Genomic DNA, 24750 nt, shown 5'->3' on the forward strand with positions numbered 1-24750 from the left:
TCAACGCCGCTTGGCCAGGCGGCCTTTTTTGAGGAATCCTTCGTACTGCCTCGTCAAAAGATGCGTTTCAATCTGGCCGGCCGTATCCAGGGCAACTCCCACGACGATCAGCAGCGCCGTGCCTCCGAAATAAAAAGGAACGTTGAAATTGCTGATCAGAATACTCGGCAGTACGCATACCGCGGACACGTAAATCGCGCCCCCGAAGGTCAACCTCGACAGCACGGCGTCGATATACTCGGCAGTCTTTTTCCCCGGCCTGATTCCGGGAATGTAACCGCCATACTTCTTAATATTATCAGCGACATCGACTGGATTAAAAACCACCGCCGTATAGAAATAGCAGAAGAAAACGATAAATCCGATGTACAGGAGTTCATAAGCCATTCTTCCCGGAACCAAGGCGTCGGAAACGACCTTCATCCACGGGTGGGCAATGAAGTTTGCCAGCGTCGCCGGGAACATGATGATGGAGGACGCAAAAATCGGCGGAATGACGCCTGCCGTGTTGACCTTGAGAGGCAGGTGCGTTGTCTGGCCTCCGTATACTTTTCTTCCCACAACCCGCTTCGCATACTGGATCGGGATTCGCCGCTGCGCACTCTCCACGAATACGATCACACCGACCACACCGACCATCAGGATGATCAGGAGGATAATGAAGAAAATTCCCATTTCACCGCTGGACATCAGTCGGAACGTGTTGAAGATCGCCGCTGGAGCCCGGCAGACAATTCCGGCAAAAATGATCAGTGAAATCCCGTTTCCGATACCCCTCTCCGTAATCTGCTCCCCCAGCCACATGATGAATGCCGTTCCTGCAGTAAGAGTGATCATGGTCATGAGTCGGAATCCCCAGCCCGGATCTAGAACGATCGAGGCACCGGTGGGGCCGGCCATGTTCTCGAGTCCCACCGCAATTCCGAAGCCCTGGATGATACTCAGCAGGACCGTCCCGTAACGGGTGTACTGGGTGATTTTCCTTCTTCCCGCTTCCCCCTCCTTGGAGAGCCTCTCCAGATGAGGAATGGCGATCGTCAAAAGTTGCAATATGATGGAGGAACTGATGTAGGGCATGATGCCCAGCGAGAAAACGGAAAAGTTACTCAGTGCTCCTCCCGCAAACATGTCAAAGAGCCCCAGGAGGGATCCCTTGGCGTGCTCAAAAAACGCGGCCAGCGCCACGGAATCGATCCCCGGGGTCGGGACATGGGCTCCGATCCGGTAAACCGACAACAGCAAAAGGCTGATCAGAATCCTTTTCTGTAGTTCCGGGATCTTCGGGATGTTTGAAAACCCGCCTAACAAGTTCAGGCCCCCTCGACCACAGAGCCGCCGGCAGCCTGAATTTTCTCCCGGGCCCCCCGGCTGACCATCTCAAGCTTCACAGACAGAGGCCGGTCAAGCAGCCCTTTGCCCAAGACCTTGACACCGTCCCCGAGGCGACGGACAAGCCCGCTCTGAACCAGCAGCGTCTCGTCGACGACGGTTCCTTCCGGGAATCGGTTCAACTGGCTGATATTGATAATGGCAATGTCCTTGCGAAACGGATTGCGGAATCCTCTTTTGGGAAGCCTGCGGTACAGAGGCATCTGCCCGCCTTCAAATCCCGGATTCCGGCTGCTCCCGGAGCGCGCATTCTGCCCCTTGTGGCCGCGGCATGACGTTCCTCCATGGCCGGACCCTTCCCCCCGGCCGACGCGTTTCTTTTTCTTTCGCGAGCCTTCGGCAGGCTTTAATGATCCCAGATTCATCAGCTTCGGACCTCGATTTCTTCCACCGCCACCAGGTGGATGACCTTCTGTACCATTCCACGAATCGCCGGCGTATCTTCCAGGATAACGGCCCGATTGATCTTTCCCAGCCCCATCCCTTTAAGAACTTTTCGATGAGCCTCCGGCCGGCCGATATAGCTTTTCACCTGTGTGATTTTCAGTTTCTTCTCCACGACCGCACCCCCCGGATTATCAGGATTTTCCTCGCAGGGCCGCAATATCCTCCGGCCGCCGCAACTGGGAAAGGCCCTCCAGTGTGGCCTTCACCAGATTGTGCGGGTTATGGGACCCCAGGCATTTCGTCAATATGTTATGAACACCGGCGCATTCAAGGACGGCTCGGACGGCTCCACCGGCAATCAATCCTGTTCCTTGAGAGGCCGGCTTCAGGAGAACTCTTCCGGCTCCATATTCCCCGATCACCTCGTAGGGAATGGTCCCCTGGATAACGGCAACGGGAGCCATGTTTTTCTTGGCCTGCTCCATTCCCTTGCGAATCGCTTCCGGTACTTCGTGCGCCTTCCCCAGGCCGGCTCCCACCGAACCCTTTCCATCACCGACGACGACGATGGCACTGAAGCGGAATCTTCTTCCGCCCTTGACGACTTTTGCCGTGCGGTTGATGGTGATGACGCGGTCGAGGAGCTCCGACTCCTCCATCCCTCTCTTTTCCAAGGATCCCTTCCTTCCTTCAAACTCTCGGCTCATATTAGAAATCCAGACCGGCATCTCGTGCCGCATCGGCCAAGGCTTTCACCCGGCCATGAAAGAGATAAGCTCCCCTATCGAATATGACCTGCCGGACCCCCAGATCCATCAGACGGCTCGCCACAAGCTTGCCGACCTCCCTGGCTGCGTCCTGCTTGTTCAGGTCCGTCACGCGGCCTCGAAGATCCGTATGAAGCGTGGATGCTTCAACCAGCGTTCTACCTTCCTGATCATTGATGGCCTGTACATAAATGTGCTTCGAACTGCGGAAAACCGAAAGCCGTGGCCTGGCACCCGTGCCGAAGATCTTGCCCCGCACTCTCTTCTTCCGCTTATCCCTGACCCGCTGAATCCTCTTGGACGACAATGGTTCACCTCTCTGTCGCGGCGCCTCGGCGTTTTTTACTTGGAGCCGATGGATTTCCCAACTTTCCTTCGCACGGCCTCTCCCGTATACCGGATCCCTTTCCCTTTGTAGGGCTCTGGCTTTCGAAGCGACCGGATCTCGGCGGCCACGCGGCCTACCAACTGCTTGTCAATACCCGTGACAAGCAGGTTCACCTGCTTGTCAATTTTTACGTTTACCCCTTCCGGAATGGCGTATTCCACAGGGCTGGAGTAGCCGACAATGAGTTTCAGCCGGTTGTTTTCAACCAGCTCGGCCCGATAACCGACACCCGCGATCTCCAGGCCCTTTGCAAATCCGGTGCTGACTCCCGTCACCATGTTGGCAACGAGGGTTCTCGTCAATCCGTGAAAGGATCGATCGAAACGGTTGTCTGTGTTTCGCTGGATCGTGACTTGCTTGCTCTCCACGACCATCTGAATCCCTTTGGGAATCGACGCTGAAAGGACCCCCTTCGGGCCCTCCACCCGGACGGCATCTCCCTCTTGATGAACCTTGACCCCGTCGGGGAGCGCTATCGGTTTCTTACCAATCCTGGACATGGAATCCGTTCTCCTGCACCTTAGCTTTCTGCTTCGTTACCAAACGCTGCAGATGACCTCGCCACCCACGTTCTGTTCCCTCGCCTCCCGGTCTGTCATAACGCCCTTGGACGTGGACAGAATGGCGATGCCATAGCCGTTCAGAACCTTCGGAATTTTTTCACAACCCACGTAAACCCTTCTGCCTGGCTTGCTTACCCGCTGAATTCCGGTGATGACCGTTTTTCTGGGATCGGGATACCGGAGATAAACCCGAAGGAACTCCATCCCGTCGCTGTCCTTCTTCACATCGAATCCACCGATGAATCCGGACCGCTTCAACACCTTCGCAATATCCAGGTTGATCCGGCTTAACCGGACATCAACACTCTTGAAATGTACCCGGTTGGCATTTCTGATCCGGGTTAGCATATCCGCAATCGGATCCGTCATCCCCATCGTGAAGACTCCTCGAATATTTCGTTACCAACTGGATTTGATCACGCCCGGTACATCCCCTTTAAGGGACAGATTCCGGAGACAAATCCTGCACATGTCGAATTTGCGGTAGTACGCCCGCGGCCTTCCGCAAATGGGACAACGGTTATACTGCCGAACCGAGAATTTCAACTTCCGTTTTGCCTTGGCAAGCAGGGACTTCTTCGCCACGCCCGATCCTCCCGAACTCCTCTTTTTGTTTCTCTCAGTTTCTGAAGGGCATCCCCATGAGCTTCAACAGGTATCTTGCTTCATCGTCCGACCTGGCGCTCGTCACGATCACGACATTCATCCCCTTGATCTTGTCGATCTTGTCGTAATCGATTTCCGGGAAAATAATCTGCTCTTTCAGCCCCATCGCAAAGTTCCCTCTCCCGTCGAAGGACTTCTGTGAAATCCCGCGGAAGTCACGGACCCTGGGAAGCGCTACATTGACAAGCCGGTCGTAGAATTCATACATCCGCTCGCTTCGGAGGGTTACACAGCAGCCAATGGACATCCCCTGCCTCAATTTGAAGGTGGCAATGGATTTCTTGGCTTTTGTGATGATGGGCTTCTGACCGGTGATGAGGGCAATCTCCGCGGCTGCGCTTTCCAAGATCTTCACGTTCTGGATCGCTTCTCCCAGTCCCATGTTGATAACGATCTTTTCAATCCGCGGAACCTGCATCTTGTTCCGGTACCCGAACTCCTTCATCAGAGCCGGGATCACTTCCTTTTCGTAATATGCCTTCAGTCTTGCCATCGCCATGACCCTATGCATCCAATATTTCTCGGCATTTTCGGCAGATGCGGACCTTCTTTCCATCCTCCAGGACCTGGTGTCCGATTCGGACACCCGTGTTGCATTTGCTGCAGAGAAGCATCACGTTGGAGGCATGGATGGAACTCTCCTTCTCTAGAATTCCGCCCTTGCCCTTCGCATCCGGTCTCTTGTGTCTTTTGACGACATTTACTTTCTCAACAACGACCCGGCTTTTTTCACCGACCGTCTTGAGGATTTTGCCGGTCTTGCCTTTTTCCTTGCCGGCAATGACCTTCACCATGTCGCCCTTCTTCAACAACATATCATGCATTGATCGATCCCCAGAATTTACATGCGGAGCCGGTTCAGAGAACTTCCGGAGCCAGTGAGATGATCTTCATGAACTGTTTGGCCCTGAGTTCCCGCGCCACAGGTCCGAAAATGCGGGTACCGATGGGCTCCATCTGATTCGAAATCAGGACGGCGGAATTATCATCAAATTTCAAATAGGAACCGTCCTGTCGCCGGACCTCCTTCACGGTCCTCACCACCACCGCTTTCATCACATCGCCCTTCTTCACCTTGGAGTTCGGAAGGGCTTCTTTTACCGAGACGACGATGACATCCCCCACCCGGGCATATCTTCTCCTCGAGCCTCCAAGCACCTTAACACAGGCAACCTTTTTGGCTCCCGAATTATCGGCGACATTGAGGATTGTCTGCATCTGAATCATGACTTCACCCCGCTGGACTTCATTCCGCTTCCTGCCGGTCGCAGTTACTTGGCTTTCTCAAGAACTTCCCGCATGCGCCACCGCTTCCTCCGGCTTAATGGCCTGGATTCCACGATCAGTACCCGGTCTCCGATTCCGCATTCATTCTTTTCGTCATGGGCCATGTACTGGGCATACTTTCGAATGTACTTTTGAAAGACAGGGTGCTTGACCAGCCTTTCGGAACGGACGACGATCGTCTTGTCCATCTTGTTGCTGACGACGACCCCCTGAATGGTCCTCTTGTTATCCCGCTCCCCCATGCTATCCGATCGCCTCCTTCTCCCTCAACACCGTCTTGACCCGGGCGATATTCTTCCTGACGTGTACCAGCGAGGCAGGCGACTCAAGCTGGCCGGCTGCATGACGCATCCGAAGACGGAATTGTTCCTCCCGGAGGTCCTTCTCCTTCTGCTTCAACTCGTCAGGCGACAATTCCTTGATCTCTTTATTCTTCACTGGACAACTCCCTTGTCAGGAACCGCGTGCTTATGGGAAGCTTATGGGCTGCAAGCCGGAATGCTTCCCGAGCCACTTCACTGGCGACGCCTTCCATTTCGTAGAGCACCGTTCCGGGCTTGACAACCGCCACCCAATCTTCGGGAGCTCCCTTCCCTTTTCCCATACGGGTTTCCGCAGGCTTCTTTGTAATGGACTTATGCGGGAATATCCGGATCCAGATCTTTCCGCCTCTTTTTACGTGCCGCGTCATAGCGATACGAGCAGACTCAATCTGGCGGGCTGTTATCCATCCGCATTCGGTAGCCTGAAGACCGAATTCTCCAAAGGCCACGGTGCTTCCGCGCGTTGCCTTTCCCGACATCCGGCCCCGTTGAAGCTTCCTGTATTTTACGCGTTTCGGCATTAACATCGCTATATTCTCCCTGTCCCGCCCGATCTTTTATCTCTTCAGGTTTTCACTGCCTTCCCCTGAAGCAACGGGCCCCCTATGCCTTTGGCTGTTCTTTCTTTCCCGGCAATACTTCTCCGTTAAAAATCAAGACCTTCACACCGATCTGTCCATAGGCCGTACGTGCTTCGGCAAAGCCCCAGTCAATATCGGCCCGCAGTGTATGCAGGGGAACCCTTCCTTCCCGGTACCACTCGGAACGAGCCATTTCCGCTCCCCCGAGCCGTCCGGCGCACATGACGCGAATGCCTTTCGCTCCAAACTTGAGAGCCCCGGTTACGCACTTTTTCATGGCCCGACGGAATGCAACACGACGCTCAAGTTGGAGGGCGATATTTTCCGCCACGAGCTGCGCATCCACTTCCGGCTTACGAACTTCCAGAATGTTTACGATCACTTCGCTCTTGGACAGCTGCTGCAAATCCTTTTTGAGCTTCTCTACTTCCGCGCCCTTCTTGCCGATGATGATACCGGGACGGGCTGCAAAAATATTTACCTTGGCCTTGCTGGCTGCGCGTTCAATCTCGATCCTCGACACGCCGGCCTGATAGAGTTTCTTCTTCAGGAAGCTCCGGATCCGGATATCCTCGTGAAGGAGGTCATGATAATTCTTGTCGGCATACCACTGCGAGCGCCATGTCTTGATTCCCCCCAGCCTGAAGCCGATCGGGTTTACCTTCTGCCCCAACGGGTCACCTCCTTGCTCTTTATCGCTCGTCCAGGACGACAGTTATATGGCTCATCCGCTTTTTGATTCCGGCCGCCCTGCCCTGGGCTCTCGCCCGCCATCGTTTCAGGGAAGGTCCCTGATCCACGAAGATTTTCTTCACGTACAGGACGTTCTCGTCGATGTTCGGGTTCTGCTTGGCATTCGCGAATGCTGACTTGAGAACCTTGTCGACCATGCCGGCGGCGTTTTTCCGTGCAAACTTCAGGATGTTCCGCGCGTCTTCCACGTTCTTGCCGCGGATCAGATCAACCACCAGCCGCGCTTTTTGCGGCGATATTCGAACGTATTTCGCAGATGCCTTCGTTTCCATGTATCGATCACTCCCGACAACCGGCCTCGACCGGCGACGTTCACTTCTTCACTTTCGATTTCCGGTCCCCGGCGTGGTTGAAGAATGTCCGGCTCGGAGCAAACTCACCCAGCTTGTGCCCCACCATGTTCTCCGTCACGAAAACAGGAATGAATTTCTTCCCGTTGTGGACGGCGAATGTCTGGCCGATAAACTCGGGCGTGATCGTGGACCGGCGCGACCATGTTTTGATGACCGCCTTGCTTGCCGAAGCTTCAACTTGCCGAACCTTACGGATCAGGCTTTCTTCGACGTAGGGACCTTTCTTGATTGAACGTGCCACCGCTCGCTAACCCCTTTTCTTGACGATGTACTTATCAGATCGCTTGTTTTTTCTCGTCTTGTGCCCCTTCGTCGGAATGCCCCAAGGGGTACAGGGATGTCGCCCTCCGGAAGACTTTCCTTCGCCGCCACCCATGGGATGATCGATTGGATTCATCACCACTCCTCGTGTGTGCGGACGTCGGCCAGCCCATCGGGAACGGCCTGCCTTGCCGATACTGATGTTCTCGTGATCCGTATTCCCAACCTGCCCTATGGTTGCCCTGCACTCGAGTCTGATTTTTCTGACTTCCCCAGAGGGGAGACGCACCTGCGCATACCCTCCTTCTTTTGCCATCAACTGACCGTACGTGCCTGCGGAGCGGATGAGTTGCCCACCCCGACCGATCTTCAACTCGATATTGTGGATCAGGGAACCCAGAGGAATGTTTTTCAGGATAACGGAGTTGCCCGGCTTGACGTCCGCTTTCTCGCTGCTGACGACCGTGTCTCCCACCTGAAGTTTATCGGGGGCGAGAATGTATCGCTTCTCTCCATCGACATACTTCAGAAGGGCTATTCGCGAGGAGCGGTTCGGATCATATTCGATGGTTGCCACCTTCGCGGGAATATCCGTTTTATCCCTTCGGAAATCGACCAGCCGATAGCGCCTCTTATGGCGACCGCCGACATTCCGGCTTGTCATCCGCCCTTTGTTGTTCCTTCCCCCTGTCCTGGGTAGCGGTTTCAGGAGAGACTTATCCGGATCCGAAGAAGTGATTTCCCGAAAATCCGAGCAGGTCTGGAACCTCCTCCCGGGTGATGTGGGTTTGTATTTGACGATTCCCATGCTTCCGTTCCTCTCCCCTTACACCCCTTCGTACAGTTCGATGCGACTGCCCGGGGCCAGAGTAACAACCGCCTTCTTCCAGGATTTCCGCCGGCCCAGGATTTTTCCCGTGCGCTTGCGTTTTCCCTCGATATTCAGGACATTTACGTTCAGAACCTTCACCTTGAACAATTTCTCGATGGCCTGGGTGATCTCGATCTTGTTTGCCCTCGGATCCACTTCAAAAACATACTTGTTGGCCTCTTCCTTTGCGACGGTGCTCTTCTCCGTCAGGATGGCCTTCTTGACGATTTCATAGTGTTCCATTATGAAAGCAGCGCCCCCTCTATCTTCTTAACGGAAGGCTCCAGCAGAACCACATGCTGGTACTTCAGGATATCGTACACGTTCAGACCTTCCGAACGGATCATCTTGATCTCCGGGATATTCCGGGATGACTTCTCAAGGACCACATTGGCCTGATCCAGGACAAACAGGGCCGTCTTCAGACCGAGACGGTCAACGACCGCCTGGAACTTTTTCGTCTTGATCTCCCCCAGAGGAAAATCATTCAGAACGATAATCTTTTCTTCTCGGATTTTCAGGCTCAGAGCTGACCGAAGAGCGGCTCGGCGCATCTTCTTGGGCATCTTGAAGGAATAATCCCGCGGGTGGGGACCGAAAACGACGCCACCTTTCCTCCATATAGGGGAGCGAATATTTCCCACGCGGGCTCGCCCCGTGCCCTTCTGGCGCCAAAGCTTGCGGCTGCTTCCATGGACATCGCTCCGCTCCTTGGTCGACGCCGTACCGCTGCGACGGGCGGCCATCTGCATCCTCACCACATCATGAAGAAGAGCCTCGTTGACATCCGCACCGAAAACAGCGTCATTCAACTCAAGCTCCGAGACCTTCTTGAAATCTATATCGTACACATTCACCAGCGGCATGGTTTCACCCCGGAACCGGCTAACTCGCCAATTTTTTCGATTTTTTTATCAGGATATAACCCTTCCGGCTTCCAGGGACCGGCCCCTTTACAAGCAAAAGATTCTTGTCCGGTCGCACCGCAACTACCGTGAGGTTCAGGACAGTCTTATGAATGCCCCCCATCCGGCCGGGAAGACGCGTCCCTTTGAAGACACGGGATGGATCCGCACTGGCGCCGATGGACCCTGGAGCCCGGTGAAACATGGATCCGTGGGTTGCCCTCCCGCCGCCGAATCCGTGGCGTTTGATGACGCCGGCGAACCCTTTGCCTTTCGTCACTCCCACGATATCAACATAATCGCCGGCGGCAAAAAGATCCACTTTCAGTTCCTGACCGATCTCGCAGGGCTCCGGAAATGCCCTGAACTCCCTGAGGACCCTGAAGTATCCGCGGTCTGCCGCCCGGAAGTGCCCCTGCAGCGGTTTCGTCAGACGGCTCTGTTTCACCCGGTCAAAGCCCAACTGAACGGCCTCATAGCCGTCCTTCTCTATGGTCTTCTTCTGAATGACCACAGACGGCGTTACCTCGATGACCGTCACCGGAACGGCAACGCCATCCTCCGAGAAAATCTGGGTCATCCCCAGCTTTTTACCAATCAGTCCTGCACTCATGTCCATCCCAGTCTTCCGCTGCCGGAACAAGCGAACGTCCGTTCGCCGCCCCGGACTGTTACAGTTTGATCTCCACGTCCACTCCGGCGGATAAATCCAGCTTCATGAGAGCATCCACCGTGGACTGGGTCGGCTCGATGATGTCGATGAGCCGTTTGTGCGTTCGGATCTCAAACTGCTCCCGTGATTTCTTGTCCACATGGGGGGACCGGTTGACGCAGAATTTGTGGATGTCCGTGGGAAGAGGAATCGGACCGGCCACGCGGGCACCCGTCCTCTTTGCAGTCTCCACAATATCTCCGACGGATCGGTCAAGCAGCTTGTAATCGTACGCCTTCAACCGAATGCGAATTTTCTGATCTTTCATGTGCCGCTCAATAACCCTTCATCTATTCGATGATCTTGCTCACTACGCCGGCGCCAACCGTTCTTCCGCCTTCCCTGATGGCAAAACGAAGCTGCTCTTCCATGGCGATGGGTGTGATCAGTTGAACTTCAATATTGATGTTATCCCCGGGCATGACCATCTCCACGCCTTCCGGCAGGGTGGCAACGCCGGTCACGTCGGTGGTACGGAAATAGAACTGGGGACGATACCCGCTGAAGAAAGGCGTGTGCCTTCCACCCTCTTCCTTTGTCAGAACGTACACGGCTGCGTTGAACTTGGTGTGCGGCGTGATCGAATTGGGCTTCGCCACGACCTGGCCTCTTTCCACATCCTCGCGCTTCGTACCCCTGAGAAGAACACCGATGTCGTCTCCCGCGCGCCCCTCGTCCAGGGTCTTGCGAAACATTTCCACACCGGTGCAGACGGTTTTGAAGGTCGGACGGATCCCAACGATCTCGACTTCTTCGCCGGTACGGATGATCCCGCGATCAACACGGCCCGTAACAACGGTCCCGCGTCCCGAGATGGAGAAGACATCCCCGATGGGCATCAGGAAGGGCTTGTCCGTGTCCCGTGTCGGTTCCGGAATGTAATTGTCGACTGCATCCATCAGCTCCCAGATCGACTTCACGTCCTCGGAATCGACGTCATCCGATTCCAGAGCCTTCAGGGCCGATCCGCGAATGATAGGGATATCGTCTCCAGGGAACTCATAGTTGGAGAGAAGCTCCCTCAACTCCAGTTCCACGAGATCCAGCAGTTCAGGGTCGTCCACGAGGTCAACCTTGTTCAGATACACAACGATGCAGGGGACCCGCACTTGCCGTGCCAGAAGGATGTGCTCCCGTGTCTGGGGCATCGGACCGTCGGAGGCGGCCACAACGAGAATGGCACCATCCATGTGGGCAGCACCGGAAATCATGTTCTTGATGTAGTCCGCGTGGCCGGGGCAGTCGACATGGGCATAATGCCGCTTTGCCGTTTCGTATTCCACGTGGGCGACATTGATGGTCACTCCCCGTTCCTTTTCCTCAGGGGCATTGTCGATGGAATCAAAGGGCCGAAATTCAGCGAATCCCTTCCGCGCGAGGTGCTTCGTCATCGCCGCGGTGAGGGTCGTCTTGCCGTGGTCAACGTGTCCAATGGTACCGACATTGACGTGCGGTTTGGTCCTTTCGAATTTCTTCTTTGCCATCTCGCTGTACCTCCTTATGCTCTGAATGGTTCGATTTGTTTTCCTGTAAGCCCCTTGATTGTCGTTCTTTCCGTCACGCCTCTCGGCCCACCCGCATTAATCCATGATTTCAAAAACGGTAATGGGCAAAGGCCTTGTTGGCTTCGGCCATCTTATGGACCGCTTCCCGCTTCTTGATGGCGGCGCCGCGGTTGTTTGCCGCGTCGATCAACTCCGCCGCCAGTTTCTCGCGCATGGTTTTCTCGGCGCGGCCCCTGGCATTGGCGATCAGCCAGCGGATGCCCAGGGCGAGGCGTCGATTCGCTGGCACTTCAGTCGGAACCTGATACGTGGAGCCGCCGACTCTTCTCGACTTCACTTCGATCATGGGCTTCACGTTATTGACGGCCTTTTCGAAAACCTCAACCGGAGGAGCGTCTTTGATACGCTTTTCAATAATGTCGAATGCTCCGTAGAGAATGGACTCCGCCGTACTTTTCTTGCCCCGCTTCATCAGGCTGTTGACGAACTTTGCCACCAGCCGGTTGTGAAACTTCGGGTCCGGCAGGATCTCTCTCTTGGTCACTTCTCTTCTTCTCGGCATGGAACGGTCCCCGTATTAACTGGGTTTCTTGGATCCGTACTTCGATCTTCCCTGCCTGCGGTCCTGTACACCGACCGCATCAAGGGTACCCCGGACAATGTGATAGCGGACACCGGGAAGATCCTTGACCCTCCCCCCCCGAACAAGAACAACCGAATGCTCCTGAAGGTTGTGACCGACGCCGGGAATGTAGGACGTCACTTCATAGCCGCCCGTCAGGCGAACCCTCGCCACTTTGCGAAGCGCTGAATTCGGCTTCTTCGGCGTCGTGGTGTAAACCCGGACGCACACTCCCCTTCTTTGGGGGGAACCGGCAAGAGCGGGCGAATTCGATTTTCTTTTCAGCTCGGTCCTTCCCTTCCGGATCAGCTGGTTAATCGTCGGCATGCTTCCCTCTCGAATGGTTGTTGACCCTGGATTTGCGGGCCGTTCAAAAAGATCGCCTCAATATCAATTGACGACCTCGCTGTCAAGCACTTTCTCCTCTCCCGCGGCTTCTCCGTCCGGATTTTCAGCCTCGGGAAGCTCTTCCGCTGTCTTGATCCCGAGCCTCCGGTAAATTCCAAGCCCCGTTCCCGCCGGGATCAGCCTACCCATAATCACGTTTTCCTTGAGTCCCCTCAGATAATCGATTTTCCCTGCCAGGGCCGCCTCTGTAAGCACACGCGTTGTTTCCTGGAAGGATGCCGCAGAGATGAAGCTCTGCGTGGACAGCGAGGCCTTGGTGATTCCCAGGAGCAGGGCCTCTCCGGTAGCCGGACGGCCGCCCTCCGCCAGAACCCTGGCGTTTTCCTCCTGGAACCGGAACCGTTCCACCTGCTCGTCCGCGATAAACGTCGTATCTCCCGGATCATTGATCCGGACCCGCCGGAGCATCTGGCGCACAATGATTTCCATGTGCTTGTCGTTGATCTTGACTCCCTGGAGACGGTACACTTCCTGTACTTCATCCACCAGATAACGGGCCAGCTCCTTCTCTCCCTTGATGGTCAGGAGATCGTGAGGGTTCTGAACCCCGTCCATGAGGGCTTCCCCGGCCTTGATCCGGTCTCCCTCCTGCACGCTGACATGCTTGCCTTTCGGGATCAGGTACTCCTTCTCCTCCCCGATATCGGGAGTGATGACCACCTTGCGCTTCCCCTTGGCATCCTTTCCATAGACCACAACTCCGTCGATTTCACTGATGACGGCATATTCCTTCGGCTTGCGTGCCTCGAAGAGCTCCGCAACCCGGGGAAGACCGCCCGTGATGTCCTTGGTCTTGGTGGTCTCCCGCGGAATTTTCGCGAGAATATCGCCGGCCCGTACAACGTCTCCCTCGGTGACGACGATGTTCGCTCCAACGGAAAGGAGGTGGCGCGCAACGGCAGTTGTGCCTGGCACCTTGGCTGTTTTGCCTTTCTTGTCCTTGATGGAAATGCGGGGCCTCAGATCCATGCCCTTGAATTCGACGATCACCTTCCGGGACAGGCCGGTTACCTCGTCAACCTGTTCCTGCATGGTCTTCCCTTCGATGATGTCGCCGAATTTAACCGTTCCCTCCACTTCGGAAAGAATCGGAATCGAGAAGGGATCCCATTCGGCAATCAGAGTCGACTGCTTTTCCTGCCCGGTCTTGGGATCCTTACCGGGCCCGAAGACCTTCTGGCCCTCCCGGATCTTGAGGTGTGCTCCATAAGGCACAGGATAGCGGCCACGGGCCCTCCCCTGGTCGTCCACGACATGGATCTCCCCGTTCCGGTTCATGACCACCAAGTCCGAACGCCGGACCTTCTCATCGATTTCTCCCTGGTCCGGATCCACCACGTGGAGACCTTCAAACCGGATCGTCCCGTCATGCCGGGCCTCCAGCGTCGAGTGCTCCTCAAATTTGGCCGTTCCACCGATATGGAAGGTCCGCATGGTCAACTGCGTCCCCGGTTCACCGATGGACTGAGCGGCGATGATACCCACCGCTTCCCCGATGTTCGCCAGATGACCGTGGGCGAGATCCCGGCCGTAGCACATGGCGCAAACCCCATAAACGGATTTGCAGGTCAGAACGGAACGGATATTGACCCTCTCGATCCCCACATTGTCGATCTTCTCGGCCAGAGCTTCATCGATCTCCTGATTGGCCGGGATGATTACTTCACCGGTGAAGGGATCTTTGACTTCTTCCAGCGTTACTCTGCCGAGGACGCGTTCTCCGGCGGTCTCGATGATCTCGCCGCCTTCCATCAGAGCGGAAACGAAGATGCCGTCGATGGTTCCGCAGTCCGTCTCTGTAATGATGCAGTCCTGGGCAACGTCCACGAGCCTTCGGGTAAGATAACCGGAGTTGGCCGTTTTGAGGGCCGTGTCGGCGAGCCCCTTCCGGGCACCGTGGGTGGAAATGAAGTACTGGAGAACCGTCAGACCCTCCCGGAAATTGGCCGTGATCGGAGTCTCGAGGATTTCCCCGGAGGGTTTGGCCATGAGGCCGCGCATTCCGGCCAGCTGCCGGATCTGGACAGCGCTTCCCCGGGCACCGGAATCGGCCATCATGTAGATCGGGTTGAAACTTTCCGACTTTTTCCTGGCTCCCTCCTTGCCGTCCAGAATTTCTTTTTCGATCCCGCCCATCATCTCCAAGGCAACCCGTTCCGTTGCCTGCGCCCAGATGTCGATGACCTTGTTGTAGCGTTCTCCGTCCGTGATCAAGCCATCCATGTACTGCTTCTGGATCTTGAGGACTTCCTTGTCCGCCTTCGCCACGATCTCCCGCTTATTGGCCGGGATCACCATGTTGTGGATAGCGATCGAACATCCCGAACTGGTCGCGTACTTGAATCCCAGGTCTTTCAGACGATCCGCCAGGAGAACCGTCGTCTTGTCGCCCAGATTGCGGTAGCAATGGTCGATCAGGTTCGCCAGCTCCTTCTTGTTCATGACCTTATTGACGAGATCGAAGGGAATTTCCTTGGGAATGATCTCGAAAAGGAGCATGCGCCCTGCGGTCGTTTCCTTCAGCACGCCTTCCAGGCGCACCCGGATCTTTGCCTGAAGGTCCACTTCACCTGAATCGAGGGCGCAGCGCACTTCCTCCGGTCCGGAGAAGGTCATTCCCTCTCCTTTGATCCCGGACCGGTCCCGGGTCAGGTAATAGATCCCCAGAACGATGTCCTGGCTGGGAATGATGATGGGCTTGCCGTTGGCCGGCGAGAGGATGTTGTTCGTCGACATCATGAGGACCCGGGCTTCCGTCTGGGCCTCGATGGAGAGTGGAACGTGGACGGCCATCTGGTCCCCGTCGAAGTCGGCGTTGAACGCCGTGCAGACGAGGGGGTGCAGCTGAATGGCCTTGCCCTCAATGAGGACGGGCTCGAACGCCTGGATACCCAGCCGGTGCAGGGTGGGAGCACGGTTCAGCATGACGGGATATTCCCGCACCACTTCGTCCAGGGCATCCCAGACCTCGGCGGATTCCCGCTCCACCATCTTCTTGGCGCTCTTGACGGTGGTTACATACCCCCGATCCATGAGCCGGTTGTAAACAAAGGGCTTGAACAGCTCAAGGGCCATTTTCTTGGGCAACCCGCACTGGTGAAGTCTCAGATCCGGCCCGACGGTAATGACCGAGCGTCCCGAATAATCGACTCGCTTCCCAAGGAGATTCTGACGAAACCGCCCCTGCTTCCCCTTGAGCATGTCCGAGAGGGAACGGAGCGGCCGTTTGTTCGTCCCTGTGATCGCCCTGCCCCGCCGGCCGTTGTCGAACAGCACGTCCACGGCCTCCTGCAGCATCCGCTTTTCGTTGCGGATGATGATTTCCGGGGCGTTGAGCTCCTGGAGCCGCTTCAGCCGGTTATTCCGGTTGATGACACGGCGGTACAGATCGTTCAGGTCGGATGTTGCGAACCGACCGCCATCGAGCGGTACCAGGGGCCGCAGGTCCGGCGGAATGACCGGCAGAACGGTCAGGACCATCCATTCCGGCCGGTTCGCCGATTTGCGGAGGGCCTCCACAACCTTCAGCCGCTTGATGAGTTTCTTTTTCTTCGTGTCGGAGACGGAGGTCTTCAGTTCATCCCGGAGTTCCTCGTAAAGCTGCTCCAGATCAATCTCCTCCAGGAGTTTCCGGACCGCCTCCGCGCCGATTCCCGCGACGAAGGAGTCCGCTCCGTATTCCTCGCGCTTCCGGAAAAACTCCTCCTCGTCTAGAAGCTCTTTTCTCTTGAGGGGGGTATTCTTCGGTTCCAGAACGATCCACGATTCGAAATAAAGAACTTTTTCCAGTTCCTTGAGCGTCAGGTCCAGAATGTTTCCAATCCGGCTGGGCAGGCTCTTCAGAAACCAGATATGCGCCACGGGTGTCGCCAGGGTGATATGCCCCATGCGTTCCCGGCGAACCTTCGATTGAATGACTTCGACGCCGCACTTCTCACAGACGACGCCACGATGCTTCATGCGCTTGTAACGGCCGCACAGGCACTCATAATCCTTCACGGGACCGAAGATCTTGGCACAGAACAGGCCGTCCCGTTCCGGTTTGAAAGTCCGATAATTGATCGTCTCCGGCTTCTTCACCTCTCCCTTGGACCACGAAAGTATTTTTTCGGGCGAGGCGATGCGCATCCGGATCGCGCTGAAGCGGATGGGATCCTTCGGTTTTTCGAAATAGCTGAACACGTCTTCCACGGATTACTATTCCTCCGTTTGCCTGTTGGGGGCGTTCCCCGTCACTCTTCCTCGATAAGATCCACGTCGAGGCAGAGACTCTGCAACTCCTTCACGAGGACGTTGAACGATTCGGGGAGCCCCGGTTCCAGCGTATGCTCGCCCTTCACGATCGCCTCATAGATCCGGGTCCGGCCGGCTACGTCGTCGGACTTGACCGTCAAGAACTCCTGCAGCGAGTAGGAAGCGCCGTAGGCCTCCATGGCCCAGACTTCCATTTCCCCCAGACGCTGGCCGCCGAACTGAGCCTTCCCGCCCAATGGCTGCTGGGTCACCAGCGAATAGGGACCGATGGAACGGGCATGGATCTTGTTGTCAACCAGATGGTGAAGTTTCAGCATATAGATCATGCCGACCGTGACTTCCTGGTCAAAGGGTTCTCCGGTGCGGCCATCGAACAGCAGGGTCTGTCCCTTTTCAGGCAGGTTGGCTGATTTGAGCATATCGCGGATCTGGACTTCCTCGGCCCCGTCAAAAACTGGCGTGGAGACGGCAATCCCCTTGCGGAGTCGCTCGGCAAAATGGAGGATCTCCTCGTCGGTGGCCCCGTCGACGAAACGGTCGAACTCGGGAGTGGAATAGATCGTCTTCATTTCCCGCTTGAGTTCATCGGTCGGGGTCTTGATCCGGCAAAGGTCATGGATCTTCTCTCCCAGGCCCTTGGCCGCCCATCCCAGATGGGTCTCCAGGATCTGTCCCACGTTCATGCGGGACGGAACGCCAAGGGGATTCAGGATGATGTCCACCGGGGTCCCGTCGATGAAATAAGGCATGTCTTCTTCCGGAAGGATACGCGAGAGGACGCCTTTGTTGCCGTGTCGTCCGGCCATCTTGTCACCGACCGACAGCTTCCGCTTGATGGCCACATATACCTTGACCATTTTGATTACACCGGGCGGCAGTTCGTCTCCCGCCTTGAGTCTCTCTACCTTCTCAGCGAAATACGCCTCAACGAGATCGATCTTCCGATCCAGATTCGCCATGAGGACGCTGATCTTGCGCTCCGTTTCCTCGTCTTCCGGCAGGGTGACCCCTTTCCAGAGGCTGAAAGAAGCATTCTCCAGGAATTCCGATGTGATGGCATCCCCTTTCTTAAGAACGATCTTTTTCTTCTTCGGATCGACAACCTTGGCCCCGGAGATTTTCCCCTCCAGCATGGAGGCGATCTTTCTTCTCACATTCTCCGTGATGATCCGGATCTCGTCGTCCCGGTCCTTGAGGATCCCCCGCACGGCCTCTTCCTCGATATACTGGGACCGGGAATCCCGCTCCGCTCCCTTTCGGGAAAAGATCTTGGCGTCAATGACGGTCCCTTCCACGCCCGGCGGCACACGCAACGAAGTGTCGCGGACGTCGCTCGCCTTCTCTCCGAAAATGGCCCGAAGCAGCTTCTCTTCCGGGGAAAGCTGGGTTTCTCCCTTGGGAGTGATCTTGCCCACCAGGATGTCACCGGGTTTCACCGAAACGCCCATCCGTACGATCCCGCTGTCGTCCAAATTTTTCAGCGCATCTTCTCCGACGTTCGGGATGTCCCGGGTGATCTCTTCTTTTCCCAGTTTCGTATCCCGGGCCATCGTCTCGAATTCCTCAATATGGATCGAGGTGTAGACATCTTCCTTGACGATTCGCTCGCTCACCAGGATGGAATCCTCGTAGTTGTAGCCACCCCAGGACATGAAGGCCACCATCACATTGCGGCCCAAAGCCAGCTCGCCGTTGTCCGTGGCCGGACCGTCGGCGATAATGTATCCCGCCCGGACCTCGTCTCCCGGATTGACGATGGGTTTCTGGTTGAAGCACGTATCCTGGTTGGAGCGCTGATATTTGGTCAGATTGTAGATATCGACGCCCGTATCCGTTTCGTCCTGATCATGGACGCTGCAGCGGATGACGATCCTGGAAGCGTCAACACTTTCCACCGTTCCATCCCTGCGGGCCGCCACGACCGCACCGGAGTCCCGCGCGACGACAGACTCCATGCCGGTCCCCACGAGGGGCACTTCGGGCTGCATCAGCGGCACCGCCTGTCGCTGCATGTTCGACCCCATGAGGGCACGGTTCGCGTCGTCGTGCTCCAGGAACGGAATCAGGGCCGCAGCGACGCTGACCAGCTGATTGGGCGAGACGTCCATCATGGTCACGTCGGAAGCGGCCACCGCCATGTAGTTCCCACCCTTCCGGGCGGAAATCAGGTCGTCCTGGAAGTTGCCTTCCATGTCCAGATTGACGTCGGACGGGGCGATGATCCGGCTTTCTTCCTCGATGGCCGTCAGAAACTTCACGTCTTCCAGCACTCTCCCATCATCCACGAGGCGATACGGCGTCTCGATGAAGCCGAACTCGTTGACCCGGGCATAGGTGCTGAGCGAAACAATGAGGCCGATGTTCGGCCCTTCCGGCGTTTCCACGGGACAGATCCGCCCGTAATGTGTGGGGTGAACGTCCCGCACCTCGAACCCTGCGCGCTCTCTCGTCAGGCCGCCGGGCCCCAGAGCGGACAGGCGGCGCTTGTGCGTGATTTCGGAGAGGGGATTCGTCTGGTCCATGAACTGGGACAACTGGCTGCTGCCGAAGAACTCGTTCACGACGGCTGAAACCGGTTTGGCGTTCACGAGATCGTGGGGCATCATGGTCTCGATGTCCTGGAGGCTCATTTTCTCCTTGATGGCCCGCTCCATCCGGACAAGACCAATGCGGTACTGGTTCTCGATCAACTCTCCCACGGAACGGACGCGCCGGTTTCCCAGGTGATCGATGTCGTCAACGCTCCGGTCCTGAACCCCGTTTTTCAGGTCGATCAGGTATTTCACAGCCGCCAGGATGTCCTCGTTCCGGAGAACGGCGACATCCGTAGGGACATCCAAGCCGAGCTTGTAATTCATTTTTGCCCGGCCGACGTCCGAAAGATCGTATGTTTCTTCTTCGAAGAAGAGGCTGCGGAAGAATTTGAAAGCCGTTTCGGGAGTCGGCGGATTGCTGGGACGCAGTCTGCGGTATATCTCGATGATCGCGTCTTCGGCCGAGTCAATGCGGTCCATGATCAGGGTATCCCGAATGGACGCGGACGTCGTGTCTTCATCCAGGTGAATCAGGCGAATTTCCGGGATGCCCTTCTCCCGAATCGCCTCCAGCCCCTGGCCGGTCAATTCCTCGTTACACCGCAGTAGAACTTCACCCGACTTGGGATCAAGAATGTTCGAGGCCAGAATCCGGCCCATCATGTCCGCTTCCTCGACGGGAATCCTCTGGATTCCCGCTTCGCTCATCCTCCTGATCAGCTGCTTGTTGAGCTTTCGTCCCCGTTTGACAAGGACATCCCCGCTTTTCGGGTCCTTGACATCCTCCAGTACCTTTTCCCCGATCAGGGATTCGTCCACATTGACAAACAGCCCCTCCGCGTCCAGTTGCACCTTCTCCACGCTGTAAAAGTAATTCAAGAGGAATTCCGTCGAATTCCCCATGGCTTTCAGGAGGATGGTGACGGGCATTTTCCGGCGCCGATCGATGCGGACATAAAGAATGTCCTTGGAGTCAAACTCCAGGTCGAGCCAGGACCCGCGAATCGGAATGAGCCGCGCGGAATAGATCAGCTTTCCGCTGGCAAGCGTCTTCCCCTTGTCATGATCGAAGAAGATGCCCGGCGAACGATGAAGCTGGCTGACGATCACGCGCTCCGTCCCGTTGACAATGAACGTGCCGTTCCTTGTCATGAGGGGGATCTCCCCGAAGTAGATCTCCTGCTCCTTGATATCCCGGATCGCCCGGTTGTCACTGCTGCGGTCCACATCAAACACCCGGAGCTGGACGACGATCTTCAGGGGCGCCGCATACGTCATGCCCTTCTGGACACACTCATTCACGTCATAACGGGCTTGACCGATTTTATAACTTACGAATTCAAGTGTGCATTTTCCGCTGAAGTCGGAAATTGGAAAGACACTCCTGAACGCGCCTTGAAGGCCGTAATTTTTCCTCTTGTCCGGTTCTGTATCCCATTGCAGGAATTTATCGTACGACCGCAACTGGATATCGATCAGATTCGGAATGTCGAGGATCTTTTGTATCCGGCCGAAACTTTTTCTGAATGCTCCCATAATTCCCCTTCAGAAGTCCGTGTTTCAGGGTGGCAGGCTGAAAACGGGGGCGCAGGAAACCTGTTACCCCCGTTACATTCAGGTTTCCTGCTACTTTACTTCCACGGTACCGCCGACTTTTTCGATTTTGGCCTTAATATCCGCGGCCTCATCCTTGGAAACGGCCTCCTTGACAGGCTTGGGCACTCCTTCCACGAGGTCCTTGGCTTCCTTCAATCCCAGCCCCGTAATGGCGCGGACTTCCTTAATGACCTGAATCTTCTGGTCTCCAAACCCGGTCAGGATCACGTCAAACTCCGTCTTCTCCTCGACGGGGGCTGCGGCCGCAGCAGGACCGGCGGCCACCGCCACGGCAACAGGCGCGGCCGCTGAGACTCCAAGCCGGCTTTCCAGCTCTTTGACCATCTCGGAAAGCTCCAGAACGGTCATGTTCTCGATAAACTTGATTACGTCTTCCTTCGTGATGTTCGACATGTTCAACCTTCCTTCCTGTATGATGCGATGAATGTTTTTTTTACGAAGCGCTTTCCTTCTTGTCCCGGTATGCCGCAAGAACCTGAACCAATCCGCGGGACACGCCGCTGAGCGCCGTTACCAGACCCGTCTGGACACCGATCATGACGGACAGCAGTCTCGCCTGAAGAACCTCCCGACTGGGCAGTTCCGAAAGGTCGCTGATTTGCTGCGCCGTCAGAACCTTGCCTTCCAGCATGCCCGTCCGGAGTTCCAACTCGGCATTTTTCTTGGCGAATTCAACAAGCACCTTGGTAGACTCAACCGCATCGCCGGAATTCAAAGCCATGACGAGGGGTCCCTTGACCTGCCCCTCCAGAGCGCTGAAAGGGGTTCCTCTGGCCGCGATGCGCCACAAGGTGTTTTTGATCACCTGGACATCCGTGTTGGTCTTTCGCAGGGCGTTCCTCAACTCCGTCATCTTCGCCACATTCATCCCGCTGTAGCCGGCGAGGACGGCGAGTTTGGCATCCTTCAGCTGCTCGTGAAGGGAAGCGACCACCTGCTCCTTCGTTTTCCGATCCAATCTCCAACCTCCTTTCCTCTCAAAGTCACCTACGCCCGGGAAGCTTTATGATCGCTTCCTCAGGAAAGCCGGAGACAGGTATCATCATACAGGAAAAAATGACCAGCATGGTCTTTCGACCATCCTGTACGGAACACTCGAACCTCGTCTCGGCAGGCCGGGTATAACCCGATTAAACGCTTCCTGTACCTGCTGTCTCCGACTGTTTCTGACCGGTCAGTGATTATGTTGCCTTAACATCCTGGGGGTCCACCTTGATCCCGGGACCCATGGTGGTGGAAAGGGAAATGCTTTTCAGATAGGTCCCCTTGCTTGATGCAGGCTTCAATTTGATGATCGTTTCGATAACGGCCTGGATGTTCTCCATCAGCTTTTCCGGTCCGAAGGAAACTTTTCCCACCGGCGTATGGACGATTCCCGCCTTCTCCACCCGGAATTCAACCTTACCCGCCTTCAGTTCCTTGACCGTCCTTCCAACATCAAAAGTCACCGTACCAACCTTGGGATTGGGCATGAGTCCCCTGGGGCCCAGAATCTTACCAAGTTTTCCAACGCTTCCCATCATGTCGGGCGTGGCAATCACTCGATCGAACTCCAGCCAGCCCCCCTTGATTTTCTCGACAATGTCGTCCGATCCGACCACATCGGCACCGGCATCGGCGGCTTCCTTCTCCTTCTCTCCCTTTGCAAACACGAGAACCCGTACCGTTTTACCCAATCCGTTCGGCAGAACCACACTGCCACGGACCATCTGATCGGCATGGGCGGGGTTTACTCCCAGGCGAATGGCGGCATCCACCGTTTCATCAAATTTGGCACGGGTGGTGCCAACCAGGATCTCAACCGCCTCCTTCAGGGCATAACGCGTCCCCGGGGTGACCTTCTTTTTCACTTCCTGATAGCTTTTCCCTCTGCTCGGCATGACCGTAACCTCGTGAACGATTCTAACCCTTGATGTCGATGCCCATGGATCTGGCCGTCCCTTCGATGATCCGAACAGCGCCCTCCATGTTTACCGCATTCAAGTCGTTGAATTTCAACTCTGCGATTTCCCGGATCTGTTTCTCGGTCACCGCGCCCACTTTCTCTTTCCTGGGATTGTTTGATCCCTTGGCGATCTTCGCCGCCTGTTTCAAGAGGACGGAAGCGGGCGGTGTCTTGGTTATGAAGGTGAAAGACCGGTCGGCGTATACCGTGATGATCACGGGTACAACCATGCCCTCCTGATGCTGGGTCATGGCATTGTATGCCTTGCAGAACTCCATGATGTTGACCCCGTGCTGGCCGAGGGCAGGACCGATGGGCGGCGAAGGGGTCGCCTTTCCGGCCTTGATCTGCAGTTTGATGTTTGCGATGACCTTTTTTGCCATGTGGAAACCTCTTCCTGTGAAATACCCGGCAGGCATCGGGCCTCCGGGACTGGCGGATCAGCTCTGCACGACCTGAACGAAATCGAGTTCCACCGGAGTGGAACGCCCGAAAATGCTGACGATGACTCTCAATTTCCCCTTTTCCGGCTTCACCTCGTCGATGACTCCGTCGAAGTTCGTAAACGGCCCGTCAATGATCCGTACATGGTCCCCCTCCTCGAACTTGAACTTCGGCTTGGGCTTCAATGTGCCTTCATCGATGCGGGTGCGAAGGAGATCGACATCACCGTCGGGAATGGGAGACGGTTTATCCTTGCTGCCGATGAATCCGGTTACCTTCGGCGTTTCCTTGACGATGTGCCATGTCTGATCGTTGAGCTCCATCTGGACCAGGATATACCCGGGGAAGAACTTTCTTTTGGAGGTCCGTTTCTCACCGGAGATCAACTCGACTATATCCTCCTCGGGAATGAGAATATCCGCAAACGAATCCTGCATGCCCGCCGCCTGGATTCGCTCCTGAAGGGAGTGTTTCACCCTGTTCTCGTAACCGGAGTAAGTATGGACCACGTACCAGCGGAACGCCATTGAATTCAACCCAATATAAGCCGCAGGATTTTGACCAGGCTGAAATCCACCAGCCCGAGGAACAGGGACATGATGATCACAACCACCAGCACGACGGATGTGGACGCCAATGCCTGCTTCGGTGTCGGCCACGTAACTTTCTTGAATTCCGCTTTGGCCTCCGCAAGGAATACCTTTACCTTTTCGAAAGCCTCCTTGACCTTATCCATGAAAGGCTCCTGCCAGTGCGCTCGTCAAACTGAAACAGAAGAGATGGCAGGCCAGGAGGGACTCGAACCCCCAGCATCCGGATTTGGAGTCCGGCGCTCTATCCATTAGAGCTACTGGCCTTTCCCGAACATCGCACAGCGCAAGCCGGCTACTTGGTTTCACGATGGACCGTATGCGTCTGGCAGAACTTGCAATACTTCTTGAGCTCAAGACGGTTCTGCATGGTCCTCTTGTTCTTCGTGGTGGTATAGTTCCTCTGCTTGCAGTCGGTGCAGGCCAACGTAATGATGTTTCGCATAATAAATCCGACTTTCTGAAAAAATCTGGAGCCCACGACCAGGATTGAACTGGTGACCTCATCCTTACCAAGGATGTGCTCTACCGACTGAGCTACGTGGGCGATCATCATCCGGCAGCGCCGGATCCCTTCTCCCGTCCGTGACGGACGGTCGATCCGCAACCGCCTTCCTGTCTGGTC

The 24750-nt window shown here is 56.0% G+C and carries 34 protein-coding genes and 2 tRNA genes; all 36 read right to left on the minus strand.

The window, feature by feature from the left end:
• Positions 1-1308, minus strand: a complete 1308-nt coding sequence (gene secY / locus HPY65_11505) for a preprotein translocase subunit SecY (GenBank protein NPU85104.1) — start codon at positions 1306-1308, stop codon at positions 1-3.
• Between the two features lie 2 nt (positions 1309-1310).
• A complete protein-coding gene (rplO, locus tag HPY65_11510) occupies positions 1311-1754 on the minus strand; it encodes a 50S ribosomal protein L15 (protein NPU85105.1) in 444 nt (147 codons plus the stop codon).
• Positions 1754-1948 carry a 50S ribosomal protein L30 gene (rpmD, locus tag HPY65_11515; GenBank protein NPU85106.1) on the minus strand — a complete coding sequence of 65 codons (195 nt, stop codon included), beginning with the start codon at positions 1946-1948 and terminating at the stop codon, positions 1754-1756. The genes rplO and rpmD overlap by 1 nt, the downstream gene beginning before the upstream one ends.
• 19 nt (positions 1949-1967) lie before the next feature.
• On the minus strand, positions 1968-2435 hold the full coding sequence (rpsE, locus tag HPY65_11520) for a 30S ribosomal protein S5 (GenBank protein NPU85107.1): 468 nt from the start codon (positions 2433-2435) through the stop codon (positions 1968-1970).
• Between the two features lie 49 nt (positions 2436-2484).
• Positions 2485-2850, minus strand: a complete 366-nt coding sequence (locus HPY65_11525) for a 50S ribosomal protein L18 (protein NPU85108.1) — start codon at positions 2848-2850, stop codon at positions 2485-2487.
• 35 nt (positions 2851-2885) lie between these two features.
• Positions 2886-3431 (minus strand): 50S ribosomal protein L6, encoded by a 546-nt coding sequence (rplF, locus tag HPY65_11530; GenBank protein ID NPU85109.1) that lies wholly within the window; start codon positions 3429-3431, stop codon positions 2886-2888.
• 36 nt (positions 3432-3467) lie between these two features.
• The gene (rpsH, locus tag HPY65_11535) at positions 3468-3869 is read right to left on the minus strand and encodes a 30S ribosomal protein S8 (protein NPU85110.1); all 402 of its coding nucleotides are present in this window, start codon (positions 3867-3869) and stop codon (positions 3468-3470) included.
• A 24-nt stretch (positions 3870-3893) separates the two neighbouring features.
• Positions 3894-4079 carry a type Z 30S ribosomal protein S14 gene (locus tag HPY65_11540; protein ID NPU85111.1) on the minus strand — a complete coding sequence of 62 codons (186 nt, stop codon included), beginning with the start codon at positions 4077-4079 and terminating at the stop codon, positions 3894-3896.
• 34 nt (positions 4080-4113) lie between these two features.
• Positions 4114-4653 (minus strand): 50S ribosomal protein L5, encoded by a 540-nt coding sequence (gene rplE, locus HPY65_11545; GenBank protein ID NPU85112.1) that lies wholly within the window; start codon positions 4651-4653, stop codon positions 4114-4116.
• 10 nt (positions 4654-4663) lie between these two features.
• A complete protein-coding gene (locus tag HPY65_11550; protein ID NPU85113.1) occupies positions 4664-4975 on the minus strand; it encodes a 50S ribosomal protein L24 in 312 nt (103 codons plus the stop codon).
• A gap of 43 nt (positions 4976-5018) precedes the next feature.
• On the minus strand, positions 5019-5387 hold the full coding sequence (rplN, locus tag HPY65_11555; protein ID NPU85114.1) for a 50S ribosomal protein L14: 369 nt from the start codon (positions 5385-5387) through the stop codon (positions 5019-5021).
• 44 nt (positions 5388-5431) lie between these two features.
• On the minus strand, positions 5432-5689 hold the full coding sequence (gene rpsQ / locus HPY65_11560; GenBank protein NPU85115.1) for a 30S ribosomal protein S17: 258 nt from the start codon (positions 5687-5689) through the stop codon (positions 5432-5434).
• A 1-nt stretch (position 5690) separates the two neighbouring features.
• Positions 5691-5885, minus strand: coding sequence for a 50S ribosomal protein L29 (gene rpmC, locus HPY65_11565; GenBank protein ID NPU85116.1), 195 nt, complete (start codon positions 5883-5885; stop codon positions 5691-5693).
• The gene (gene rplP, locus HPY65_11570; protein ID NPU85117.1) at positions 5875-6297 is read right to left on the minus strand and encodes a 50S ribosomal protein L16; all 423 of its coding nucleotides are present in this window, start codon (positions 6295-6297) and stop codon (positions 5875-5877) included. The genes rpmC and rplP overlap by 11 nt, the downstream gene beginning before the upstream one ends.
• Positions 6298-6373: 76 nt before the next feature.
• On the minus strand, positions 6374-7024 hold the full coding sequence (gene rpsC / locus HPY65_11575) for a 30S ribosomal protein S3 (GenBank protein ID NPU85118.1): 651 nt from the start codon (positions 7022-7024) through the stop codon (positions 6374-6376).
• Between the two features lie 19 nt (positions 7025-7043).
• Positions 7044-7376: a 50S ribosomal protein L22 gene (rplV, locus tag HPY65_11580; GenBank protein NPU85119.1), complete on the minus strand. Its 333-nt coding sequence runs from the start codon at positions 7374-7376 to the stop codon at positions 7044-7046.
• A gap of 40 nt (positions 7377-7416) precedes the next feature.
• Positions 7417-7698 carry a 30S ribosomal protein S19 gene (gene rpsS / locus HPY65_11585; protein ID NPU85120.1) on the minus strand — a complete coding sequence of 94 codons (282 nt, stop codon included), beginning with the start codon at positions 7696-7698 and terminating at the stop codon, positions 7417-7419.
• Between the two features lie 6 nt (positions 7699-7704).
• A complete protein-coding gene (gene rplB, locus HPY65_11590; GenBank protein ID NPU85121.1) occupies positions 7705-8526 on the minus strand; it encodes a 50S ribosomal protein L2 in 822 nt (273 codons plus the stop codon).
• An 18-nt stretch (positions 8527-8544) separates the two neighbouring features.
• Positions 8545-8832 (minus strand): 50S ribosomal protein L23, encoded by a 288-nt coding sequence (rplW, locus tag HPY65_11595; protein NPU85122.1) that lies wholly within the window; start codon positions 8830-8832, stop codon positions 8545-8547.
• Positions 8832-9455: a 50S ribosomal protein L4 gene (gene rplD, locus HPY65_11600; GenBank protein ID NPU85123.1), complete on the minus strand. Its 624-nt coding sequence runs from the start codon at positions 9453-9455 to the stop codon at positions 8832-8834. Before rplD ends, rplW begins: the two co-directional genes overlap by 1 nt.
• A 19-nt stretch (positions 9456-9474) precedes the next feature.
• Entirely contained in the window at positions 9475-10107 is a 633-nt protein-coding gene (gene rplC, locus HPY65_11605; GenBank protein NPU85124.1) for a 50S ribosomal protein L3, read from the minus strand.
• A gap of 58 nt (positions 10108-10165) precedes the next feature.
• Positions 10166-10474, minus strand: coding sequence for a 30S ribosomal protein S10 (gene rpsJ / locus HPY65_11610; protein ID NPU85125.1), 309 nt, complete (start codon positions 10472-10474; stop codon positions 10166-10168).
• A 22-nt stretch (positions 10475-10496) separates the two neighbouring features.
• Positions 10497-11690, minus strand: coding sequence for an elongation factor Tu (tuf, locus tag HPY65_11615; GenBank protein NPU85126.1), 1194 nt, complete (start codon positions 11688-11690; stop codon positions 10497-10499).
• A gap of 109 nt (positions 11691-11799) precedes the next feature.
• Positions 11800-12273, minus strand: a complete 474-nt coding sequence (gene rpsG, locus HPY65_11620; GenBank protein ID NPU85127.1) for a 30S ribosomal protein S7 — start codon at positions 12271-12273, stop codon at positions 11800-11802.
• 15 nt (positions 12274-12288) lie between these two features.
• Positions 12289-12660 carry a 30S ribosomal protein S12 gene (locus HPY65_11625; protein NPU85128.1) on the minus strand — a complete coding sequence of 124 codons (372 nt, stop codon included), beginning with the start codon at positions 12658-12660 and terminating at the stop codon, positions 12289-12291.
• 63 nt (positions 12661-12723) lie between these two features.
• On the minus strand, positions 12724-16932 hold the full coding sequence (gene rpoC / locus HPY65_11630) for a DNA-directed RNA polymerase subunit beta' (protein ID NPU85129.1): 4209 nt from the start codon (positions 16930-16932) through the stop codon (positions 12724-12726).
• Between the two features lie 41 nt (positions 16933-16973).
• Complete coding sequence (gene rpoB / locus HPY65_11635) at positions 16974-21065, minus strand: DNA-directed RNA polymerase subunit beta (GenBank protein NPU85130.1); 4092 nt, start codon at positions 21063-21065, stop codon at positions 16974-16976.
• Positions 21066-21155: 90 nt separating this feature from the next.
• Positions 21156-21539 carry a 50S ribosomal protein L7/L12 gene (rplL, locus tag HPY65_11640; protein ID NPU85131.1) on the minus strand — a complete coding sequence of 128 codons (384 nt, stop codon included), beginning with the start codon at positions 21537-21539 and terminating at the stop codon, positions 21156-21158.
• A 40-nt stretch (positions 21540-21579) separates the two neighbouring features.
• Positions 21580-22104 carry a 50S ribosomal protein L10 gene (gene rplJ, locus HPY65_11645; GenBank protein NPU85132.1) on the minus strand — a complete coding sequence of 175 codons (525 nt, stop codon included), beginning with the start codon at positions 22102-22104 and terminating at the stop codon, positions 21580-21582.
• A gap of 223 nt (positions 22105-22327) precedes the next feature.
• The gene (locus tag HPY65_11650; GenBank protein ID NPU85133.1) at positions 22328-23026 is read right to left on the minus strand and encodes a 50S ribosomal protein L1; all 699 of its coding nucleotides are present in this window, start codon (positions 23024-23026) and stop codon (positions 22328-22330) included.
• A gap of 22 nt (positions 23027-23048) precedes the next feature.
• Entirely contained in the window at positions 23049-23474 is a 426-nt protein-coding gene (gene rplK / locus HPY65_11655) for a 50S ribosomal protein L11 (GenBank protein NPU85134.1), read from the minus strand.
• A 57-nt stretch (positions 23475-23531) separates the two neighbouring features.
• Positions 23532-24062 carry a transcription termination/antitermination protein NusG gene (nusG, locus tag HPY65_11660; GenBank protein ID NPU85135.1) on the minus strand — a complete coding sequence of 177 codons (531 nt, stop codon included), beginning with the start codon at positions 24060-24062 and terminating at the stop codon, positions 23532-23534.
• A gap of 5 nt (positions 24063-24067) precedes the next feature.
• Positions 24068-24271 (minus strand): preprotein translocase subunit SecE, encoded by a 204-nt coding sequence (secE, locus tag HPY65_11665; protein ID NPU85136.1) that lies wholly within the window; start codon positions 24269-24271, stop codon positions 24068-24070.
• Between the two features lie 44 nt (positions 24272-24315).
• Positions 24316-24392, minus strand: a tRNA-Trp gene (locus HPY65_11670).
• 28 nt (positions 24393-24420) lie between these two features.
• A complete protein-coding gene (gene rpmG / locus HPY65_11675; protein NPU85137.1) occupies positions 24421-24570 on the minus strand; it encodes a 50S ribosomal protein L33 in 150 nt (49 codons plus the stop codon).
• A 26-nt stretch (positions 24571-24596) separates the two neighbouring features.
• Positions 24597-24672 (minus strand) — tRNA-Thr (locus HPY65_11680).
• Between the last annotated feature and the right edge of the window lie 78 nt (positions 24673-24750).

This window comes from Syntrophaceae bacterium, assembly GCA_013177825.1.
Lineage (GTDB): Bacteria > Desulfobacterota > Syntrophia > Syntrophales > PHBD01 > PHBD01.

Coding starts and splice junctions, on each gene's coding strand:
- rplD (NPU85123.1), bottom strand. CDS start 9,455: ATGCCGCTGGTGAATGTGTACGATATAGATTTCAAGAAGGTCTCGGAG.
- HPY65_11625 (NPU85128.1), bottom strand. CDS start 12,660: ATGCCGACGATTAACCAGCTGATCCGGAAGGGAAGGACCGAGCTGAAA.
- rplV (NPU85119.1), bottom strand. CDS start 7,376: ATGGAAACGAAGGCATCTGCGAAATACGTTCGAATATCGCCGCAAAAA.
- rplK (NPU85134.1), bottom strand. CDS start 23,474: ATGGCAAAAAAGGTCATCGCAAACATCAAACTGCAGATCAAGGCCGGA.
- rpsJ (NPU85125.1), bottom strand. CDS start 10,474: ATGAAAGATCAGAAAATTCGCATTCGGTTGAAGGCGTACGATTACAAG.
- rplN (NPU85114.1), bottom strand. CDS start 5,387: ATGATTCAGATGCAGACAATCCTCAATGTCGCCGATAATTCGGGAGCC.
- rpsE (NPU85107.1), bottom strand. CDS start 2,435: ATGGAGGAGTCGGAGCTCCTCGACCGCGTCATCACCATCAACCGCACG.
- HPY65_11550 (NPU85113.1), bottom strand. CDS start 4,975: ATGTTGTTGAAGAAGGGCGACATGGTGAAGGTCATTGCCGGCAAGGAA.
- rpsH (NPU85110.1), bottom strand. CDS start 3,869: ATGGGGATGACGGATCCGATTGCGGATATGCTAACCCGGATCAGAAAT.
- rpoB (NPU85130.1), bottom strand. CDS start 21,065: ATGGGAGCATTCAGAAAAAGTTTCGGCCGGATACAAAAGATCCTCGAC.
- rplW (NPU85122.1), bottom strand. CDS start 8,832: ATGGAACACTATGAAATCGTCAAGAAGGCCATCCTGACGGAGAAGAGC.
- rplE (NPU85112.1), bottom strand. CDS start 4,653: ATGGCAAGACTGAAGGCATATTACGAAAAGGAAGTGATCCCGGCTCTG.
- rplO (NPU85105.1), bottom strand. CDS start 1,754: ATGAATCTGGGATCATTAAAGCCTGCCGAAGGCTCGCGAAAGAAAAAG.
- nusG (NPU85135.1), bottom strand. CDS start 24,062: ATGGCGTTCCGCTGGTACGTGGTCCATACTTACTCCGGTTACGAGAAC.
- rpsG (NPU85127.1), bottom strand. CDS start 12,273: ATGCCGAGAAGAAGAGAAGTGACCAAGAGAGAGATCCTGCCGGACCCG.
- HPY65_11650 (NPU85133.1), bottom strand. CDS start 23,026: ATGCCGAGCAGAGGGAAAAGCTATCAGGAAGTGAAAAAGAAGGTCACC.
- rpsQ (NPU85115.1), bottom strand. CDS start 5,689: ATGGGGGAGCGGGATAACAAGAGGACCATTCAGGGGGTCGTCGTCAGC.
- tuf (NPU85126.1), bottom strand. CDS start 11,690: ATGGCAAAGAAGAAATTCGAAAGGACCAAACCGCACGTCAATGTCGGT.
- rplC (NPU85124.1), bottom strand. CDS start 10,107: ATGAGTGCAGGACTGATTGGTAAAAAGCTGGGGATGACCCAGATTTTC.
- secE (NPU85136.1), bottom strand. CDS start 24,271: ATGGATAAGGTCAAGGAGGCTTTCGAAAAGGTAAAGGTATTCCTTGCG.
- rplF (NPU85109.1), bottom strand. CDS start 3,431: ATGTCCAGGATTGGTAAGAAACCGATAGCGCTCCCCGACGGGGTCAAG.
- rplP (NPU85117.1), bottom strand. CDS start 6,297: ATGTTAATGCCGAAACGCGTAAAATACAGGAAGCTTCAACGGGGCCGG.
- rplB (NPU85121.1), bottom strand. CDS start 8,526: ATGGGAATCGTCAAATACAAACCCACATCACCCGGGAGGAGGTTCCAG.
- rplL (NPU85131.1), bottom strand. CDS start 21,539: ATGTCGAACATCACGAAGGAAGACGTAATCAAGTTTATCGAGAACATG.
- rpmG (NPU85137.1), bottom strand. CDS start 24,570: ATGCGAAACATCATTACGTTGGCCTGCACCGACTGCAAGCAGAGGAAC.